This is a genomic window from Acinetobacter sp. Tr-809 (genome assembly GCF_011753255.1).
Classification (GTDB): domain Bacteria; phylum Pseudomonadota; class Gammaproteobacteria; order Pseudomonadales; family Moraxellaceae; genus Acinetobacter.
In genome coordinates, this window is sequence record NZ_VWVZ01000003.1 from 463,846 (window position 1) to 484,182 (window position 20,337).

Below are 20,337 nucleotides of genomic sequence, written 5' to 3' on the forward strand. Positions count from 1 at the left end.
TGTTATGCTTAGGTTTGAAAGAACAAGAATAGAGAGGAAATGATGAGTCCAACCTTTTTACATGAATTGGCTATAGAGCAATTGCAGCATATGTCTCAGGAGGATATTGAACAGACGTTAAAAGCTGAACAATTGTATTGGGAGAATAAGCCTCAGACGCTTTACTATCTTGCTGTAAATGGTGCTAAAACAAAAAATGGTGGCTTGGTTAGAGCTTCTTATCATTATTACAAAATTGCAGGGATGTCGATTGCTCGTGTGGGTGATGATGTCATTTATATAGATGGCACAACGTCCAAAATTATTGCAGGTGCAGGGCAAGCATGTGTGCTTGATGGCGTGCCAGTTGCTTTGGTAGGGAGTCATTTAGAAAATGGTGATGAGATTATTGATAGTCCAAATACATCCGTTGCGATTCGTATTTTTAAAGATCAACCAAAAATTGATAACTTTCTAAGTTCTGATACCTCTCTAAAGGACTAAATTATGGCAAAAGGTTTTGCGATTCATAATGCATTTACAGATCATGGTGGCATGATTCCAGCAACTCAAATGATGAGTTCTCAGCAGGGAAATTTATTTGTAAGGGCGGGAGATGGGCATCTTTGTCCTAAATGTAGATGCTGGTCTACAGTGATAAAAAGCCATGATCATGTCATTTTTGATGGTAAACCTGTCGCTTATGTCGGTGATAAGCTAACGTGTGGTGCAACCATCATGCCTCAACAAACACATGTTGTTGGGAGCAGTAGCTCTGGAAGTAGTATAAGTACAGCAACATCATCTTTTGTAAATAATAAGCAAAATACTACGGATAGTTTTGTTGACAATATAAAAAATTTTGAGATTGAGCTTACTGATATGAGAAGCTCTCCCTTTATTCCATTGGGTGTTTCTAAATTTAAAGATTTTACTTTTTTTGTAAATATTAAAAAGGGGACTTATGATGCTATTAGTTTAGAGGTTGAACATGAGGGAACATTTGTAGAAGTAAAAAAAATAGAAAAAATATTCACGGCTGGCCAAAAGGTAAATATTGACTGGGATGGTTTCTTAAATAATTTATATGATAGTAAGTTCTTTTTAAAATCTTTAGGTGTTAAATTTAAGCTTAAAGGTTACTCTTGTGGTTCTTGTCAATGTTCTGATGAGAAAATATTTCAATTTAAATATATTAGTAAAGACTGGATGGATGTAGTTGTTAATAAGAAAAGTAATCACATTTTAATTAACTTAAGGGTAAATTTAACTGATGGTGGAGCAAGTGGACTGTTTAATGAGAGGTCAGTACCAGAAATTACAACTAAGTTAAATAAAACTAAACCATACTCTTTAAGAACGCGGTCTTTTTTGCAATTGCAACAACTATCTTTGGATGGTATTAAGTATTATTGGAGCCGTAATAGTAGTCATCCTACAGGGAAATTTATTTCTATTGATAGTAAAAAATATGAGGTTTTCCTGAAACCTTCTTTATCTGATTCTAAGGCTATGCCTGAGATGAAATTAACATATATTACAAATGTTAACCCTAATGACTTTATGTTTAGAAGTTCTAATTGGGCTTTGTCAAGAAAAACAGCATACGCAACTGGATATTTAAAATTAGAGAATGATTGGTATTTTTATAAGCATGAATATTCAGATAAAAAGTTTAAAGAAACAATTGCCCATGAGATTGGGCACGCGATAGTAGAAACTTATGCTGGGTTCAAAGAATCTATTACACATCATGGTTCGTCAGGTTATAACCAAAATCCAAAATCTGGAACTACTTATCCTCAATCTGGAGAAATTGACCTAATGAAATATGCTGAGACATCTCTTAGTCGGACACCTTCTTGGGATACTCGAATGATAGCAAATGAAAATGATGTTATAGGACTTTTATTCATATCAGGAATTTCTAGAAAATGAGAAAAAGTATAATTTTTATTTTATTAATAGTGATTTTTTCAAGCGTTTCTTGTTCAAAGAAAACAATTTATCTGACCCCGGAAATTACGGGGTATCTCTATGATAGTAATTCTAAAGAACCTTTAGGTAACAAAAAAGGTTATATAAGCTTTTCGTTACCTACTGAAAAAACTCCAAAAAAATCATTAAAATCATCAGGTGAGTTTGTAATATATCCAATTAAAAAAGAATATTATATTTTTAAGCCGGATATAAGTTCTTATAAGGATATTCCTTTGCAGATATATATATATATAGAAGGTTATGAAGGGGAAATACTGGATTATTCAAAATTCTTTTGGAGGCAAGTTCCAAAAGAAAAAATAGGCTTTGATTATTATAATAAAGTTGAAGTAGGTAAAGTATATTTGGATCCTGAGAAATAGACTTTAATTTTATTGTTATATCGAATTATGATTTTTTGTGTATATGACTATGAAGATAATTTTTTTTGTATTTTGCATTACAGGGTTGATTGCTTGTACGCCTAAAAACTACTATTTAAAACCAGAGGTTAATGGGCAGGTTTTTGACAGTAGAACAAAAGCTCCTATTACGAATACTGAAGGTTATATTGGCTATGATTTAGGCTTGGATGAAAATAAGAAAATTAAGACAGATCATACTGGTAGCTTTAAAATTACCCCTAAGGCTGAGCCTTATTATTTTTTTAGACCAAATTTAAAAAAACTATCCCTTAGTGCCCCACAAATTTATATTTTTTTTGAAGATTACGAGCCTAGAATAGTGGATTATTCAAATGGGAAATCTCTTGAAGATATTAAAGAGAATCCTGGGGCGAGAATTTTGGAAAAGATAGATGTCGGTATCATCTATTTGGAACCAGAAAAGTAAAAGGACTTTGATCGAATCGTTTAACAGGAAACTGAAAATTAGATCTAAGCATATAAAAAAACCGACTCTCACAAGTCGGTTTTTAAAATCACTCAATAGATCTAAGCAAGATTATTGCGCTTGAATCCATTTATCAGCACGGTCACGTGCGGTACGGATCTGATCTTGAGTTAGGTTAGCCGCCAAAGCAGTTTTCTTACCTTCAGAAAGACTGATCACTTTGGTGTCGAGCATGCCATCACGCGTTGAAAGCTCATACCACTGATAAGCACCAACAAAGTTTTTCTTCTGTTCTTCCATCATTGCAAGATTAAAGCTGGCACGGTTGTCACCGTTGCTTGCTGCTTTCTCGAAATATTTACGTGCTAAAACTTCGTCTTTCTTGACGCCCATGCCATCGGCATACATACGACCAACATTCAATTGTGCTGCAGATAAACCTTGATCTGCTGCTGCTTTGAATAAAGAAAATGCTTGTTTCTCATCTTTAGCAACGTCTTTACCAAATTGGTAACGGGTTGCTAAGTAAAACTGTGCCCCAGCTTGACCAGATTTTGCTGCGCTTTGCAATTCATTGATACCCATCACTGAATATCGCGCTGCCTGTGTTGCAACCGATTGAGGTTGAGCAACATAGTCAGCGTGCGCTTGTATACTGATCAGACCAAATAAAAATGTGCTGATTAATGTCTTTTTCATAGAGCGCTCACTCGATAAATTGCGACTTCACCAAATAGGTTCGGCATATGCTTACTGAGCATACTACCTTGTTGGTCACCATTAACGGCAAGTCGATTAATAATTTTAATCCGATTCTCAGCACATAAGGCTTCAAAGTCACGGAAAGTACATAAATGAATATTCGGGGTGTTATACCACATATAAGGTAAAGCTTCCGAAACAGGCATTTTTCCTTTCAATGCAAGAAAAGAACGTGTCTTCCAATGCGCAAAGTTTGGAAAAGTAATAATAGCCTGTTTACCGACACGCACCATATCACGAAGTAATACATCGGGTGCATCTACAGCTTGCAAAGCTTGTGCCATAACCACAGAGTCAAAAGACTGGTCGGCAAAACGGCTTAAACCAAGGTTTAAGTCCTGTTGGATAATATTTAACCCCCGACTGATGGCAATTGCAATCTTTTCTTGATCAATTTCTAGACCATAGGCACGAATATTGTGCTGTTTGCTCATATGAGCCAGCAATTCGCCATCACCGCAGCCTAAGTCTAACACGCTAGAGTTCGGGTTAATCCATTTTTCGGCGAGTCGTTGATCTATGCGCATTAGTGCTGCTCCTGCGATGTCGATTGCAACTGTTGTTCTCCACCTAAAAATGCGCGTAGCGTTTTCACATACAGTGGAATAGGGAATAAGAACGAGTCATGACCTTGTTCAGCATCAATGTCTAAGTAGCTGACAGGCTTATGATTATCAATCAAAGCATCCACCAGTTCCTGAGAACGGCTTGGACTAAAACGCCAGTCTGTGGTAAATGAAATCACCAAAAATTGGCACTTTGGTTGGCTCATTGCCTTCGTCAAAGAATGTTCATATTCACGCGAAGGGTCAAAATAATCCAAGGCCTTGGTCATAATCAAGTAAGTATTTGCATCGAAATTGCGGCTAAATTGTTCGCCTTGGTAACGTAAATAGCTTTCCACTTGGAATTCGACATCAAAACCATACATAAATTTGCCCGATTTTAAATCGCGACCAAATTTTTGTTTCATGGCTTCTTCTGACAAGTAGGTGATATGACCCACCATCCGCGCCAAAATCAAACCGCGTTTCGGATAACTATCATTTTCTAAATAACGACCATGATGAAAATCTGGATCGGAAAGAATCGATTGGCGTGCCACTTCGTTGAAGGCAATATTTTGGGCTGATAATTTGGGTGCACTGGCGATGATGGCGCATTTATGTAATCGGTCTGGATAATCCAGTGACCATTGCAGGGCCTGCATGCCGCCCAGAGAGCCGCCAATCACAGAATACCAAACTTTAACGCCTAAACGGTCTGAGAGCATCGCTTGGGTTTTGACCCAGTCACGTACTGTAACCAATGGAAAGTCTGGACCATAGGGACGATTTTCATTTTCAGGATTCGGTGAGGTTGGACCTGTAGAACCACTACAACCACCGATATTATTTAAGGAAACAACAAAGAAGTGATTGGTATCAATTGCTTTCCCTGGTCCAATACAGCTGTCCCACCAGCCTGCTTTTTTATCATCTTCATGATGATAGCCCGCAGCATGATGATGTCCTGACAGTGCATGACAAATCAGAATGGCATTGGATTGATCTGCATTGAGTGTTCCATAGGTTTCAACCATTAAATCGAAACGAGGCAATACGCGGCCACATTCAAGTTCTAAAGGTTGTTCAAATTGAAACTTTTGTGGTGTGACTAAACCCACTGAATCCGATGGAAAAGACACTGGAATGATTCGCCCTATAATAAATCATTAATAATAAAAGGATACCAATTCAGGTATCCTTTCAAAAGTCATTTTTTCTGATATTACAACTCAGCTTTACTGACGATTATGTGATATTTCACTTACCTAAACGGCTGCTGCAGCCACTTGATCGGTGGTTAATACCCCTTGTTCAATTAAACGGTTGGTACAGGCAATAATGGCTTCGATTGATGAAGTTACGATGTTGTCATGTACACCCGCACCAAATGCGCTCTTACCTGTGCCTTTCACTTGAAGCTCAATCAATGCAAGTGCTTTGGCATTGGCACCTGAACTGATGCTGCGCTCTTCATAGTTCACCACATCAATTGGTAACTGTAAGGCATTCAACATGGCTGAGATAGGACCATTACCTTCTCCGCGGAGACGCTGAATTTCACCATCAATTTCAACGTCTAATTCAATGATTTGTGTACCATTGATATCCGACAATTGATAATGTTTGGTTTGATAATGGCTGTTCTTCACATCCACATAGGTATTTTCAAATAAGGTCCAGATTTCATGTGCACTGATTTCTGTACCATTTTCATCGGTATGTTGTTGTACGATCTGACTGAATTCGATTTGAACACGACGCGGTAATGCAACGTTGTAATTCGATTCCAATAAGTAGGCTATACCACCTTTACCTGATTGGCTGTTGACACGAATTACTGCATCGTAGTCACGGCCCAAGTCTTTTGGATCGATTGGCAAGTATGGCATATCCCAGATTTCTTCGTTTTTCTGGAATTCGAAGCCTTTTTTAATTGCATCTTGGTGTGAACCAGAGAAAGCGGTAAAGACTAAATCACCTGCATATGGATGACGAGGATGAACAGGTAAACCTGTACATTCTTCAACTGTTGCAATGATTTCATTGATATTTGAGAAGTCTAGGTTTGGTGCAACACCTTGGGTGTACATGTTCAAGGCAATCGCAGCAACATCAACGTTACCCGTACGTTCACCATTTCCAAATACACAACCTTCAACACGATCAGCACCCGCCATAATTGCCAATTCAGAGGCTGCGATACCGCAACCACGGTCATTGTGACAGTGAACAGAGATAATCACGCCATCACGACGTGCTAAGTTACGGTGCATCCATTCGATTTGATCGGCATAGACATTCGGTGTAGACACTTCAACTGTTGCAGGCAAGTTCAAAATGACTTTATTGGTCGGTGAAGCTTCCCAGATTTCAGTCACAGCATCGCAGACATCTTTGGCAACTTCTAATTCTGTTGCAGAGAAACATTCTGGGCTGTACTGGAAAATCCAGTCTGTAGCAGGGTATTGCGCTGCATATTCTTTGACTTTGGTTGCCGCATTAATGGCAAGTTGTTTCGAACCATTGGCATCGACATTCAAGACTTTCTGGCGGAAGGTCGGTGAATTTGAATTATAGATATGCACAATGGCACGCTTTGCATCAACCAACGCTTCAAAAGTACGTTCAATCAAATGATCACGTGCCTGAACCAAGACCTCAATGTAAACATCTTCAGGAATCAAATTTTCTTCGATCAATTTACGGGTAAAGTCAAAGTCAATTTGAGATGCTGAAGGGAAACCAATTTCAATATGTTTGAAACCGATTTTAACCAACATGTGGAACATTTTTAATTTTTGATCCATATCCATCGGTTCAAAAATCGCTTGGTTCCCATCACGAAGGTCGGTACTCATCCAAATCGGTGCTTGATTGATTTCATTATTCGGCCATTGACGATCTGGTAAATCCACTCGTTGATACATACGGCGGTATTTTTTGCTTGGGTCAGCCAACATCATGAGAAAACTCCTTGTCGTAGCATGGTTGCTGAGTCAAATAAAAGGCAACGTGCTACAGATATATATGGTGTCTATAAGAATTAATTTAAAGCGAATTCGGGGATCGAGCGCCTAAAAAAGTAGGCGAAAAAATTTATACGCGCGCGAGGCGCAGCATCAGGAGAAGTGCAGCGAGATGTGTTGTATGAGACGGGTGGGTAAAGCCGCGATTTGTTTTCATCATCTACCATTCATATTGGGTATTTAATTTTGCAGTTATATTAATCATCTAACGATATTCAGTCTAGGCGAAAATACAGACGACTGCAAAGGTCTATAGAACATTTTAATAAGAATAAATGGGAAATATTTCCCTGTTTTTTGCATTATTTAAATTTTAATGGGGAAAATTTCCCGTAATTTTATTAATTAGAGATAAAAAAGTTGTTTTTATCTCTAAACTTTGAAAAGTGTGCGAATTATAGCTCAGACCACATCCGAATCAGGTTATGGTAAATGTTGGTGAGTTTCATCACTTCTGGATAAGCATCGCCATGGGTTTTCCGTAATTCACGAATACTTTCATCCAACGTAAATAATAGGTGGCGTTTACTATCATCTCGAATCAGGCTTTGTACCCAAAAAAATGAGGCAAAACGGGTTCCTGCGCTAATACTGCTGACTTCATGCAAACTGGTTGATGGGTAAAGCACCACATCACCAGCAGGGAGTTTAATCTCATGGTAGCCATAAGTATCTTCAATAACCAGTTCACCACCTTCATATTCTTCTGGTTCGCTTAAGAATAAGGTGCATGATAAATCAGTGCGGATTTGCTCAGATGTGCCACGAATCAGGCGAATCGAGTTATCGACATGAAAGCCAAAGCTTTCAGATTCATCATAACGATTAAATAGAGGTGGGATGATTTTATGAGGAAGCGCAGCTGCTTGAAATAATGCATTTTGCCAAATTGCTTTGATCACGATATCACTGAGCGCGTGAGTGAGTGGATCTTGCTCAGATAACTGCTGATTTTTTTTCACGGAAGCAGAGAGTGTACCTGCGGTGACTTTTCCACCTACCCAATCTGCATCTGCCATCAAGCGACGGAACTCTGCAACTTGTTCTTTCGTTAATACATTGGGAATATGATGAATCACTGTGAACACCTTTTGAGTATTTGCTTCATATGTAAAAATAGCCTCATGTCGAGGCTATTTTATACGAACTGAGTTTAATTCCATAAATATTTTATGGATTTTGACTTAGTATTTAAAGTTAATCGCTAAGACAGCATTACGTCCATTACCTTCATTAGCATAATGAGCTGCATGAGCACCTGTAAAGTAACGCTTGTCACCAATGTTATTGACGTTCAGCTGTACATTTACATTTTTATCTACGTCATATTTTGCCATCGCATTATAGATGGTATAAGTCGGTAAGAATTTTGGTGCAGTGGTATTCGCGAATACTTTATCTTGGTATTGAACGCCAGCACCTAAAGTAAGTTTAGGGATGACTTTGTACGTAGACCATAAAGTTGCACTATTTTTCGCAACAAATGGTAATGGCTTACCTTCTGCTAACAAGCCTGCTGAATTTTGGTTACCTTTGGTAAGTTCACTGTCTAAGTAGCTATAACCAGCAGCAATATCCCATTTATCTGTAATTTTGCCATTTAGGCCAAGTTCAAAACCATCAACTTTACTATTACCAATATTACGAGTTGTACCATCTGAATCTGTTACGCGAGAGTCAGTTTTTTCAGTACGGAAAATAGCAGCAGTGACGTTAGCACGTTGATTAAATAAATCCCATTTGGTTCCTAATTCAATCGTACGTGCTTTTTCTGGTTTTAAATCAAGATATGCAGCACCAAGATCACTTTCTCCATCGCCTTGGCTAATACCTACAGGACTCGCAGAAGTTGCATAGCTTGCATAAATGCTGCCTTGTTCTGTTGGCTTATACACTAATCCAGTTTGATAAGAGAAATAGTCCGTGTTGCTTTCAAGTTTTACACCTGTTGCTTTGGTAACTTGCTCAGTGTCAAATTTATCCCAACGAACGCCAAGATCAAGTAACCATTGAGGGTGTAATTCGATACTATCTAATGCATAGATAGATGTAGTTTTACTGGTTACGGTATTGATTGAGGTTGGATTAATATCAATTTTGCCTAACCAAGGGTCATTTGGATTCGGGTTATTTAAATCTGTACACCAGTAATTTGATGCAGCCCCAACACCTAATGAACATGCACCTTTCAATGCATCACCATTATTGGCATTTGCTATATCTGTTAATAGATATGATGCTTTATCTGTTTCTTGGCGAGCATATTCTGCACCGACATTAAAATTATGTTTTAGAAAGCCTGTATTGAATTTACCTTTTAAAGATAATTGATCGCTAAAAGCATCTGTATCTCTAGTGTGGCCATTTGAGCGGCGCCATACTTCACCATTGTAGATGTTGCCTTTAGAGTCATCAGGCATAGAGTTGACATAATCAGCTTTAGACTTAGTGTAGGTCGCAACGTTACTAAGCGTTAAGTTTTCATTAAAGTCATGTTCTAATTTTAATGTACCAATATGATTTTCGCGTTTATCAAAATCGCGTGCTTTCCAGCCATAGTAAGTACCTTGCTTCACATGAACAGGTCGACCATCGCCTTTTTCAGTACCAGCTGGCGCATTGGTTGGAACATTGGAGTTATTAAATGGAATACCTGCATCTGGCTCATCATTACTTTTCAAGAAATAATAGCTAAGGGTTGCACGGTTAGGGCTACCCAAGCCTAAGCTAATACTTGGTGCGATACCAACGCGAGCATATTCGGCACCATTGTGTTGACCTGGTTTTTCATTTTCATGACCCATCACCACGACACGGCCTGCTGTACCATTACCAAAATCTTTGTTGGCATCAAGTTGGATATGACGATAGTTATCAGTACCACCTTGAACACTACCTTGGTAAACATCGCCTTCATGCGCAACTTTAGTTACTAAGTTGATGCTACCACCGATACTACCGCCACCACCAAGTGCAGAAGAAGAGCCTTTAATAATCTCAACTTGTTCAACAGCGAACATATCACGGCTTTGTGAAGTGGCATTGCGCACGCCATCCACATAAATAGAGTTTTGGCTGTTGTAACCACGAATAATCGGCATATCCGTATAAGGGGTACCACCCTCACCAGCGCCTAGAGTAATACCTGGCTCATAACGAAGTGCTTCAAGTAAGGTATTTGAATTGGTTTCTTTTAGTAGTTTTTGCGACAGAATCGAAACTGACTTTGGTGTGTCTTTAAGAGGAGCAACAAATTTTGCATTTGCAGACTGATCTACTTTTAAAGATTCTTCTTTTGCTGCGTGTGCATGAATTGTTGGTAGTTGAACGGCTTGGTCCTGTGCAATGGCTGGCATCGCAATAACTGAAAGTGATGATGCAATTGCAGAAGAAACAAGTTTCTTCCGTGATTTAATAAAAGACATGGGGCACGCCTAAGTATGTAAAAATTTATGCAAAGGATAATCATTGTTATTTCTATATTCATTTTTTTTGGATTGGATTTTTCAATTGTTTCTAATTGTTGCAATGGAAACCTAAATAATTTTTCGTCCTTAAATGTTTAAAAACGTTGTTAATTTGTTGATTTTTTTATTTAATCTAAAAAAACGATTGTGTTTTAACTATTAACTTTTAATTTAGATATTATGAGTTGTGTCATTTTACTGAAGTTTTATTTATATGATTTATCTTTAAAAGCCTGAAAGTTTTTTGAATATCAGTTTGTTAAAGTGAGGTTGGGGTAAAACGGATTATTGATCAATAAAGTCATGGTTAATCTCTTTTAATGTTGCTGTTCCCATCAGGGCCATGGTGATCTCAAATTCCTCCTTTAAGATTTTAAGTACATGGGCAACACCTAGGGCGCCAGCCGTTGCCAAGCCATAAATATAAGGACGACCGATCAGTACGGCTGATGCACCAAGTGCAATAGCTTTAAAGACATCTGAACCACGACGGATACCACCATCTAACAGTAGGGGGTAATTGGCTGGAACAACGGCTCTGATTTTTTGCAGTGCAATTAATGGCGGAATGGTGGTATCCAGTACGCGACCGCCATGATTGGAAACGATCAGACCTGAAATACCACATTCGACCGCTTTCTTGGCATCCATAGGATGTAATACACCTTTGAGGATTAGGGGCAGTTTAGTATTTCTAATTAACCACTCAATATCCTCCCATTTGGGTGCCATTTTCATCAGACCTTGGAAAATAGGATGTTCATTAGCAGCCAAATTACCGATTTTTAAATTAACCGATGCATGGGGATGTGGCATCTTATTGGGAAGTTGAAAGAAGGTTTTTCGCTCTCGATCGCGGATCCCTGTATGTGGCGCGTCGATCGTGATCACGATCGCTTTGTAATTGTGTTGTTCTGCAAGTCGAATTAACGCTAATGATTTTTCTCGGTTACCTTGCCAATAAAGTTGAAACCATTTGTAGGGATTCTCTTTATTCAAAGCTTCCATATGTGTGTTGCTTAATGTACTCAGTACAAAATTACTCTGCATTAACTCAGCTGCAAGTGCTGTGGCTTGCTCGGCTTGAGGATGGAAAAGTGCCTGATGCCCAATGGGAGCGAGAAAAATTGGATGAGGATAGTCCATCCCAAATAAATTGAGCTGAGTATTGCCCTGAGAAAAATCATTTAAATGACGTGGAATAAGTCGAACATCTTGAAACTGGAGCTGATTATCTTGCACGCTCAGTTCATGCATGGCACCACCTTGTAAATAATGCCAAGTCGCTTCTTCTAGGTGTTGAGATGCTTGTTGCTCGTAATCTGCCAGGGTTTGTAGATGAGCTGGTATTGTGGTCAATGGCGGGAGGGGTGACATTAAAAAACTCCCCATTGTCTTAATAAGTTGTGATAATGGCTAGTCAATGCAACCACTTCCTCTGTGTCGCCAAGTTGCTGTCTTAGTTTTAGAATAGTCATATCTAAATTAAATAGCATGGTACGTTGCCAGTCATCTTTGACCATGCTTTGAATCCAAGTGAAAGCGGCAATCCGACTACCTTGAGTGACGGGTTCAACGCGATGCAGACTTGTGGACGGATATAAAATCGCATCACCAGCATCCAGCTTAACCTCGTGGCTGCCATAGGTATCTTCAACAATCAGTTCTCCACCTTCGTATTCATCGGGTTCGGATAAAAAAACCGTAATAGAGACATCGGTGCGAATCATTTGTCCTGTTTTTGAAGAAGCCTGAACAGCACTATCGACATGATTGCCATAATTGCCTTGATTTTGATAGCAATTAAACATCGGAGATAAAATATGTTGGGGCAGTGCCGCTGAGCGTAACAGCAGATTGCTTTGTAAAGAATTTAGAACAGACTGACTTAAGGATTGATAGAGATCATTATGGGTATCAATCTGTAAATTATTTTTAGTTTGCTGAGCTTGTACTCCTGCGCTTTGAGAACCATTAACCCAGACTGAAGCTGACTGCATTTGTTGGCGTAGTTCTAACACTTGTTGTTTACTGAGCAGCTCAGGGATGTGCAACATCATCTTTAAAAACCCTTCAAAAAATACAGCCTGTCGAAAAAGTATACCTTTTCTGACAGGCTGAGTTCATCTATTCAATCTTCAATTTTGATTGAATAATTTAGAACTTATAGTTGAATGTTAATGCTGCTGAACGAGGCTGACCGAGCACAAAACGGCTGCCACCATTGTTCAATGCGCTGATGTAGTCTTTATCTGCTAAGTTGTAGACATTGAGGTTAAGTGATGCATTCTTGTTGAAGCTATAACCTGCCATTGCATCAAACACGACATAAGATGGTACTTTTGGCATATTGGCTGGAGCAGTGCTATCGGTATTTACACGTTTCTGTTCATCTACATAGCGTGCACCTAAACCTACTTTAAAACCAGCGATGTCATAAGTCGTCCATAACGTTGCAGTCCAATCAGGTGACCAACGTACCGAATCCGTTACTGTTTTTTCGCCAGTGCTGCTAAAGCTCTGCTGATTTTTTTGCTTGGTTTTCATGTGGGCAACACCCGCAGAAATATTCCAAGCATCGGTAATTTGACCCACAACACCGAGTTCAACACCTTCAACTCGTGTTTTACCTTCTTGAACAGATTCTTTAGTAATTGGGTCAGTGGTGAATTGGTTTTCATTTTCTGTGTGATAAACGGCAGCATTTAATGCCAGTTTGTTTTTCAGCACGTCCCATTTTCCACCCACTTCATAGTGATTGGTTTCTTGTGGTTTAGCAGCAGAACTATTAATACCTGTATCTGATAGCCCAAAGTTTGCACTGCCTGGAGGCGTGAGTGATTTTGCATAAGATGCATAAATACTACTGTTTTCAGTTGGCTTAAATAAGCTGCCCAATTTCCAACTAACTAAAGTGTCATGTGCTTGTAGATTGGTTGGGGTTTTAGTAACTGCAAGGGTATTTGAATCTGTTGCAACAGCAAGTGCATTGTAATCCGTTTCATAATAATCAACACGGACACCACCATTAAACTGCAAACGATCATTAAGTAGTTTAACTGTGTCAAACAAATAAGCAGCAGCAGTTTTGGTTTCGCCATCAGTGTAGCCACCGGTATAGACTAATGCTGGTAGGGCATCGTGGTGGTTTGGATTATATAAATTTGCCGCAGGTGTACTAGGAGCTTTCGTTCCTGGTGTTTGAGTCGATAGGGTTTTAGAAATTTGTTGTTCTTTCAGAAATTCTAAGCCAGCAACGAGGTCATGCTCTACAGCACCAGTTTTAAAATTAAAGTTCAAGGTTGATGTGTTGGCAAGAATTTTATTTTCTTGGTCCACACCTTGATACGAGCGAGAAATTGTCCAAGTATCTTTATTGTTTGGATCAAATGTACCGTAGTTGAATTTGTAGCTATATGTATTATTTGGATTTACAGTGACATTGACAGATGGTGCATTTCCAATGGCATTAATTCCTGTTAATGCACGTTGCATTCTGTTTTTACCAAATCGAGAGATATTGGTAAATTTAATGTTCTCGGCAAAATCACTTTCAATTTTAGCAGTGACCATATCTGAGTTAATATCTTCATAGTCATTTGCATTGCCGTAAAAGTTACTACGATCGACTTCAGGTGCTGTGCGTAAAGCACTATTAATTTTCTGTGCATCGGCAGAATTATTAATCGCTTCGCGGATTTGATTTTGTAAAGCGGTATTTTTAGCGTTTGCGTAGTTAGAAGCATAACCATAATAAAAGCCATTCATACCAATGGTCGGAATACCACCATCAGGAATATTATTTTGGCGAACATGCTGAGAATATAGGTAGAAACGTGTATCTGTATTTAGACCGAAAGCAATCGAGGGAGCAATTGCCCAACCATTGTTTTCAACAACATCACGTCCTTCAACACCACCATCCTGTCCCATCACATTTAAACGAATCGCTGTACTTTCATTAATTGCCTGATTGATGTCAGCAGTTAAGCGTGCATTTTCAGCGGTATTGTAACGTGCTGAAACTTCACGACTACTTTCAGCTTTCGGTAACTTGGTGACTAAGTTGATATAACCTGATGCTGCACCACGACCCGCTTCTGAGCCAGATGGACCTTTTACAACTTCAATCTGTTCTAAGTTGAATACATCACGACTGACCGCACCAAGATCGCGGATACCATCGACATAGGTTGATGTTTGTGTCGAGAAACCACGCATCTGGAAAGTGTCACCTGCGCTGGTATTACCATTCTCACCCATTTGTAGTGTGATGCCTGGGGTATTACGTAGTGCTTCCACTAATGATGCAGCACCTTGTTCCTGTAACAGTTCTTTTTTAATAACTTGTACAGTTTGAGGTGTATCGAGTAGGGGTTGTGTATATTTTGGAGAGCTTACTGCATCTACTTTATAGGTATTTTCTGCATTTACTTCAATTGTTGGAAGCTTTGCCACACTTTCTTCTTTAGGGGCAGCATGTGCTGCTAAAGGAAGGGTTGCTGCAAGTGCAACTAAAGGTGTGGTACGGAAATGTTTACGACTTTTGATTTTTGCCATTGAGAGAACCCCTGAAATTGAAGTGTGAATGACAGAACTTTCAACTTTGTAGAGCTTTTACAAAAAAGAAGTAAAAGCGAATGAATTGTTAAGCTATGTAACAATTTGTGTGAAGTCTATTGATAATTATTATCGTTATCAATAGCTTTTAGGTCGGTATAAAGAGCTGTATATATTTAATTTATTGAAATATATTGACATTTTATGGGATTGATATTTTTGATTAATAATTGGGCTGAATGATAATGTAGTGATGGTTATATTTAATTTATTGATATAAAAGTTTTTTATAAAAGTTTTTTATAAAAGTTTTATTTAATTTTGATCAGGGTTTTAGAGGGTCAAATATTTGAATATAAGGGGAAGTAGGGGGATCTTTATAAGAGTATTTTTGTAAAATTGAATTTAGGGTAAGCATTTTTCACTAATCATTAGGTGATCTCTAATGACTAGTGAAAAGATTAAGATGGAAAGGACTGAGTTTAGAAAGAGAAAGTGGTGCTTAATTGAACGCGACGACCTTCTTGGGTATTACTGTAGCGGTTATAGTAGCTAGTACCAACACGCTCATAGTCATTGAAATTCTTATCAAAAACATTATACAGAGCAACGCCCAAGTTCCAGTTTGGTGTGATATTAAAATTAGAGCCTACATGTAATAAGGCATATTCTTTATAATCACCCAAAGCATCGTAAGCATTTTTTTCTGCAGTACTCATATTTTGATAAGTTTTAAGGTAGCGAGCCCTTTCGCTGCGGTATTCACCACGAGCCCAAAGTTGGATATTGTCATCTGCCTGCCATTTAAGTGAAGCATTGGCAATATGTTCGGGTGTATCGTTAAGTGGTGGATTCCCAATACTTTTGTCTTTAATCTCAGTATTTGTCCATGTGTAGTTGATACCAAACTTCCAATCAGGAACAAACTCCCAGTTAAATCCTGTTTCTACCCCATAAATTTCAGCTTTTTCAGCATTGGTTGGTCGGGTAACGTTCCAAGAGCGAGTCCCTGTATCTCCATTTTCCATTAGCCAAGGTGTGCCAACACTTGCCATAAAGTTTTCACAAGCAATTTTTCCACCAAAAGCATCACTACTGGCAGCATCACAAGTTCTTTCAATTGCCCCAGTTACGATTTTGTCTTTAACTTGGCTATAAAAAGCTGTCATGTTTGCATCAAAATTAGAGCCATTACTAAAATACGTTCCAATTTCGAAGTTGTTACTTTTTTCAGGTTTTAAATCTGGATTTCCAAAGAGAGGGATTCTACCTTGTCCACCAATGTTATAGATGCCATCAGTTAAGCGTTCAAGTCTCGGCGCTTTGTATCCCTCGTTATATCCACCTTTGAACGTCCAGTTGTCATTCGCATTCCAGACCAAATAAGCACGAGGAGTCCAGAAGTCTCCGAAGGTATCATGGTCGTCGTATCGTAAACCAAGCGTAAGTGCCAGACTATCTGTGATTGACCATGTATCTTCAGCGAAAAGACCTAGCTGTTTAAAGGAGATTTCTTTATTGGCACGTAAACCATCTTTGATATTAGCTTCCCACCATTGGCCACCTAGAGTGATTTTATGACCCGAGAAATGTTCAGTTGTAAATTTGGTATCAAAAGTCGTATCTTCACTTTCCAAAAGTCTTGGGGTAATGGCTTTAGATCCATTTTGAGCGCGAGACGGAATTAGGCGACCAATAGTTTCAGTTTGAATATTACTAATACTGGATTCTAAATTACCAAAGTCACTTCTCCATGTATGCGCTAAAATATATTTTTCACGATTATATTTTTGAGCTTCTGAATAGCCGCCATTCGCGCCTAAAGTACCCAATTGCCCTTTGCTGTTATCATACCATTGCTTTGTTTGTTCATATTCCACAGATAAATCATGGTTGTCTGTAGGGGTGAGTGTTAAACGCGCACCAATTGTTTCAATATCTGATTTAGTTGGGTTATTTCCCATATTCAATGATTCATCAGTTGACTCATCATCCTTTCTAACAACATTGGATTGGTCTCTCTCCGCCTTTCTGCCTCTTAATTGTAAGCCTAGTAGATTTTTTATAAGTGGACCCGTAATAAATGCATCAGCAGAGCGTTGATTACCAAAATCAGATGAATTAGGCAGAATTGTACCTTCTAATGTCACCGAGCCTGTCCACTCATCAGTTACTTTTTTAGTAATAATGTTGACTACACCACCCATAGCATCAGAACCATAAAGTGTAGAAGCAGGTCCTCGAATTACTTCGATTCGTTCAATAGCAGATATTGGGGGAATAAAACTGTTATTGGATTCACCAAAACCATTTGGCGTTATATCACCAGTACTGTTTTGTCTTCTGCCATCTACTAATACAAGTGTGTATTCCGAATCCATTCCTCGAATACGAATATTCAAACCACCTGTTTTGCCTGCTGTTGGGCTGATATCAACGCCTTCTACATCAACTAATGCATCTGCAATGGAATTAATTCTTTTATCTTTCAAATCTTGAGCAGTAATAACTGTGATACTTGCTGGTGCATTTTTAATATCTTGTTCAAAACCAGCTGCCGATACCACAATGGTTGCAAGTTGGTGTGTGTTGGTATTTTCAGATGCTGCCGTCGTGTCTGCAAAAGCGGATGTGGTCATTGCCCCAAGTAATGCGAATGAAAGGGGGGTCAAATTAAATTTACTCATAACTAGAGTTCCAAAGCTGGACGAGAAAAATAGAACAATTGTTCAAAAAGAATGCAAAGTATAATGATAATACCTATCATTAACAACAAAAAATAACGTTTGTTTTAAGATTCATTTAAGAAAACTATGGTTTTGGATAAAAATGAAAATATATTTGCTTTTTTAGCATCCGATTTTGTATATCCAGAAAGTTGTCATATAATGTGGCACTTTAAAAATTGTTATTACTAACTAATATCGAGGAAGCCATGCAAGTAACGACTGAAGCGGTTTCGGGCGTTGCCCGTCGTTTAAATGTTTCTGTACCGACGAGCCGTGTTAACGAGCAATTTGAAGCTCGCTTACAACGCACTGCCAAAACTGTGAAGATCAACGGCTTCCGTCCAGGTAAAGTGCCTTTGAATGTTGTTCGCCGTGAATATGGTGCGGGCATTTATCAAGAAGTTGTGAATGACATCATTCGCGACACAGTATTTGAAGCAATTCAACAAGAAAAAATCAATGCGGTCGGTATGCCGAATATTGAAAAAGTTGAAAACAAAGATGATGCTTTAGTTTTTGAAGCGACTGTTGAAGTTTACCCAGAAGTAGAAGTGAAAGCTTTTGCTGACTTGGAAGTTGAGCGTAAAGCATCAGAAATCAACGACAAAGACGTTGATGTAATGATCGAAAACTTGCAAAAACAACGTCAAACTTGGGCTGTAACTAAAGGTATGGCGAAGAAAGACATGCAAGTAACTTTCGACTTCGAAGGTACTGTTGACGGTGAGAAGTTTGAAGGCGGCGCTGCTGAAGACTTTAAACTTGTACTTGGTTCAGGTCGTATGATTCCTGGCTTTGAAGACGGTATCGTTGGTATGAAAGCTGGCGAAGAGAAAGTGATTGATGTAACTTTCCCAGAAGATTACCAAGCTGAAAACTTGGCTGGTAAAGCAGCTCAATTCAAAATCACTGTGAAGCAAGTTGAAAAAGCAAAACTTCCAGAAATTGATGCTGAATTCTTGAAAATCTTTGGTTTGACTGAAGAAGAAGGCTTAGACAAGTTAAAAGCTGACGTTCGTAAGAATATGGAACGTGAAGTTCGCAACGGTCTTCGTAACCAAGTTAAACAAGCTGCATTTGATGCACTTGTTGCTGCAAACGAAATTGAAGTTCCTACTTCAATGGTTGCTCAAGAAATTGACCGTCAACGTCAACAGATGATTCAACAGTTCACTCAACAGTTTGGTGCTCAAGGTGCAGGCGCATTTGACAGCAGCATGCTTCCTGATGAATTGTTCAAAGAACAAGCTGAAAAATCAGTTAAGCTTGGTGTATTGGTAAGCAAAGTATTGGCTGACGCTAAACTTGAAGTTGACCAATCACGTGTTGATGCTTACATTGATGACATGGCTTCTTCTTATGAAGATCCAACAGAAGTTGTTGAATACTTCAAAAATGACAAACAACAACGCGCTCAAATCGAAGCTGTTGTATTAGAAGACCAAGTTGTTGATCACATCTTAGCTGCTGCTAAAGTAAAAGATGTTGCGATCAGCTATGAAGACTTATTGAAAGAACAACAAGCTCGCCGTGGCTAATCTTTTAAAAAGTTGAATCAAGAAAAAGGCGCTTAATGCGCCTTTTTCTTTTTGGGTTTGCTTCGCTTTCATTGATGTATTTTATTATCAGTTAAAGCGTTGATGTAAGCTCTTTAAACCCTCTGTTATGAAAGTGTTAATTTAATTAGGAATTGCCAGATTTTAGTCTAAAAAATCGAATATTTCAGATTGAATCTTTTGCAATTTCATTGATTATCCCTCATATTGTTGGCATAGATCGAGTCACAATAATTTAGGAATAAGTAAACGTATGTATGTTCCAACAATTGAAAATGCTTTAGTTCCTGTTGTCGTTGAACAATCGTCTCGTGGTGAGCGTTCATTCGATATTTTTTCACGTCTATTACGTGAGCGTGTTATTTTCTTAACGGGTGAAGTTGAAGATAACATGGCGAACTTAATCGTTGCGCAGATGTTATTTCTTGAAGCAGAAAATCCAGAAAAAGATATTCACCTTTATATCAATTCACCTGGCGGTTCAGTAACTGCGGGTATGGCGATTTATGACACCATGCAGTTTATCAAACCAGATGTTGTGACATACTGTATGGGACAAGCAGCATCAATGGGTGCATTCTTATTGAATGCGGGTGCAAAAGGCAAGCGTTACTGTCTTGAAAATGCTCGTGTGATGATCCACCAACCACTAGGTGGTTTCCGTGGTCAGGCTTCTGATATTGAAATTCACGCACGTGAAATTCTGTTCATTAAAGAGCGTTTAAATCGCTTAATGGCTGAACATAGTGGTCAAGATTACGAGACCGTTGCACGTGATACAGATCGTGATAATTTCATGACTGCACAAGCAGCCAAAGAATATGGTTTAGTAGATGAAGTGCTAAGCAAACGTCCCTGATTTTTAGGACCTAAGTTTA

At 38.7% G+C, this 20,337-nt stretch carries 15 protein-coding genes and 1 pseudogene; 6 read left to right on the plus strand and 10 right to left on the minus strand.

What is annotated here, in order from left to right:
* The first annotated feature begins 39 nt into the window (after nt 1-39).
* From F3J02_RS09600 to F3J02_RS09615, 4 genes and pseudogenes are all read left to right on the plus strand, one after another.
* Nucleotides 40-483: a PAAR domain-containing protein gene (locus tag F3J02_RS09600; RefSeq protein WP_167248735.1), complete on the plus strand. Its 444-nt coding sequence runs from the start codon at nt 40-42 to the stop codon at nt 481-483.
* Between the two features lie 3 nt (nt 484-486).
* A pseudogene (locus F3J02_RS18600) lies at nt 487-757 on the plus strand (PAAR domain-containing protein); the annotation flags it as partial.
* 1,156 nt (nt 758-1,913) lie between these two features.
* On the plus strand, nt 1,914-2,342 hold the full coding sequence (locus tag F3J02_RS09610; protein WP_150954592.1) for a hypothetical protein: 429 nt from the start codon (nt 1,914-1,916) through the stop codon (nt 2,340-2,342).
* A gap of 43 nt (nt 2,343-2,385) precedes the next feature.
* On the plus strand, nt 2,386-2,811 hold the full coding sequence (locus tag F3J02_RS09615) for a TMEM53 family protein (RefSeq protein WP_228284344.1): 426 nt from the start codon (nt 2,386-2,388) through the stop codon (nt 2,809-2,811).
* Nucleotides 2,812-2,922: 111 nt separating this feature from the next.
* Here F3J02_RS09615 and F3J02_RS09620 read toward each other — a convergent pair whose 3' ends face one another.
* The 10 genes from F3J02_RS09620 to F3J02_RS09665 form a co-directional block, all read right to left on the minus strand.
* Nucleotides 2,923-3,510, minus strand: coding sequence for a tetratricopeptide repeat protein (locus F3J02_RS09620; protein WP_005185094.1), 588 nt, complete (start codon nt 3,508-3,510; stop codon nt 2,923-2,925).
* On the minus strand, nt 3,507-4,100 hold the full coding sequence (gene metW, locus F3J02_RS09625) for a methionine biosynthesis protein MetW (protein WP_016651551.1): 594 nt from the start codon (nt 4,098-4,100) through the stop codon (nt 3,507-3,509). Before metW ends, F3J02_RS09620 begins: the two co-directional genes overlap by 4 nt.
* Nucleotides 4,100-5,260, minus strand: a complete 1,161-nt coding sequence (gene metX, locus F3J02_RS09630; RefSeq protein ID WP_167248737.1) for a homoserine O-succinyltransferase MetX — start codon at nt 5,258-5,260, stop codon at nt 4,100-4,102. The genes metW and metX overlap by 1 nt, the downstream gene beginning before the upstream one ends.
* A gap of 126 nt (nt 5,261-5,386) precedes the next feature.
* On the minus strand, nt 5,387-7,084 hold the full coding sequence (gene leuA, locus F3J02_RS09635) for a 2-isopropylmalate synthase (RefSeq protein ID WP_167248738.1): 1,698 nt from the start codon (nt 7,082-7,084) through the stop codon (nt 5,387-5,389).
* Nucleotides 7,085-7,542: 458 nt separating this feature from the next.
* Complete coding sequence (locus F3J02_RS09640) at nt 7,543-8,226, minus strand: Fe2+-dependent dioxygenase (protein WP_323127322.1); 684 nt, start codon at nt 8,224-8,226, stop codon at nt 7,543-7,545.
* 105 nt (nt 8,227-8,331) lie between these two features.
* Nucleotides 8,332-10,572 carry a TonB-dependent receptor gene (locus tag F3J02_RS09645; RefSeq protein WP_167248740.1) on the minus strand — a complete coding sequence of 747 codons (2,241 nt, stop codon included), beginning with the start codon at nt 10,570-10,572 and terminating at the stop codon, nt 8,332-8,334.
* Nucleotides 10,573-10,899: 327 nt separating this feature from the next.
* A complete protein-coding gene (locus F3J02_RS09650; protein ID WP_167248741.1) occupies nt 10,900-11,991 on the minus strand; it encodes an alpha-hydroxy acid oxidase in 1,092 nt (363 codons plus the stop codon).
* On the minus strand, nt 11,991-12,674 hold the full coding sequence (locus tag F3J02_RS09655) for a Fe2+-dependent dioxygenase (protein ID WP_167248742.1): 684 nt from the start codon (nt 12,672-12,674) through the stop codon (nt 11,991-11,993). The genes F3J02_RS09650 and F3J02_RS09655 overlap by 1 nt, the downstream gene beginning before the upstream one ends.
* Before the next feature lie 97 nt (nt 12,675-12,771).
* Nucleotides 12,772-15,174 (minus strand): catecholate siderophore receptor Fiu, encoded by a 2,403-nt coding sequence (locus F3J02_RS09660; protein WP_167248743.1) that lies wholly within the window; start codon nt 15,172-15,174, stop codon nt 12,772-12,774.
* Between the two features lie 482 nt (nt 15,175-15,656).
* On the minus strand, nt 15,657-17,861 hold the full coding sequence (locus F3J02_RS09665) for a TonB-dependent receptor domain-containing protein (protein ID WP_167248744.1): 2,205 nt from the start codon (nt 17,859-17,861) through the stop codon (nt 15,657-15,659).
* Nucleotides 17,862-18,109: 248 nt separating this feature from the next.
* On the opposite strand from F3J02_RS09665, the gene tig reads away from it, so the two are divergent.
* Together tig and clpP are read left to right on the plus strand one after the other, a co-directional pair.
* Nucleotides 18,110-19,441, plus strand: coding sequence for a trigger factor (gene tig / locus F3J02_RS09670; protein ID WP_005185077.1), 1,332 nt, complete (start codon nt 18,110-18,112; stop codon nt 19,439-19,441).
* Nucleotides 19,442-19,712: 271 nt separating this feature from the next.
* Nucleotides 19,713-20,318, plus strand: coding sequence for an ATP-dependent Clp endopeptidase proteolytic subunit ClpP (gene clpP / locus F3J02_RS09675; RefSeq protein WP_004775790.1), 606 nt, complete (start codon nt 19,713-19,715; stop codon nt 20,316-20,318).
* The last annotated feature ends 19 nt before the right edge of the window (nt 20,319-20,337 follow it).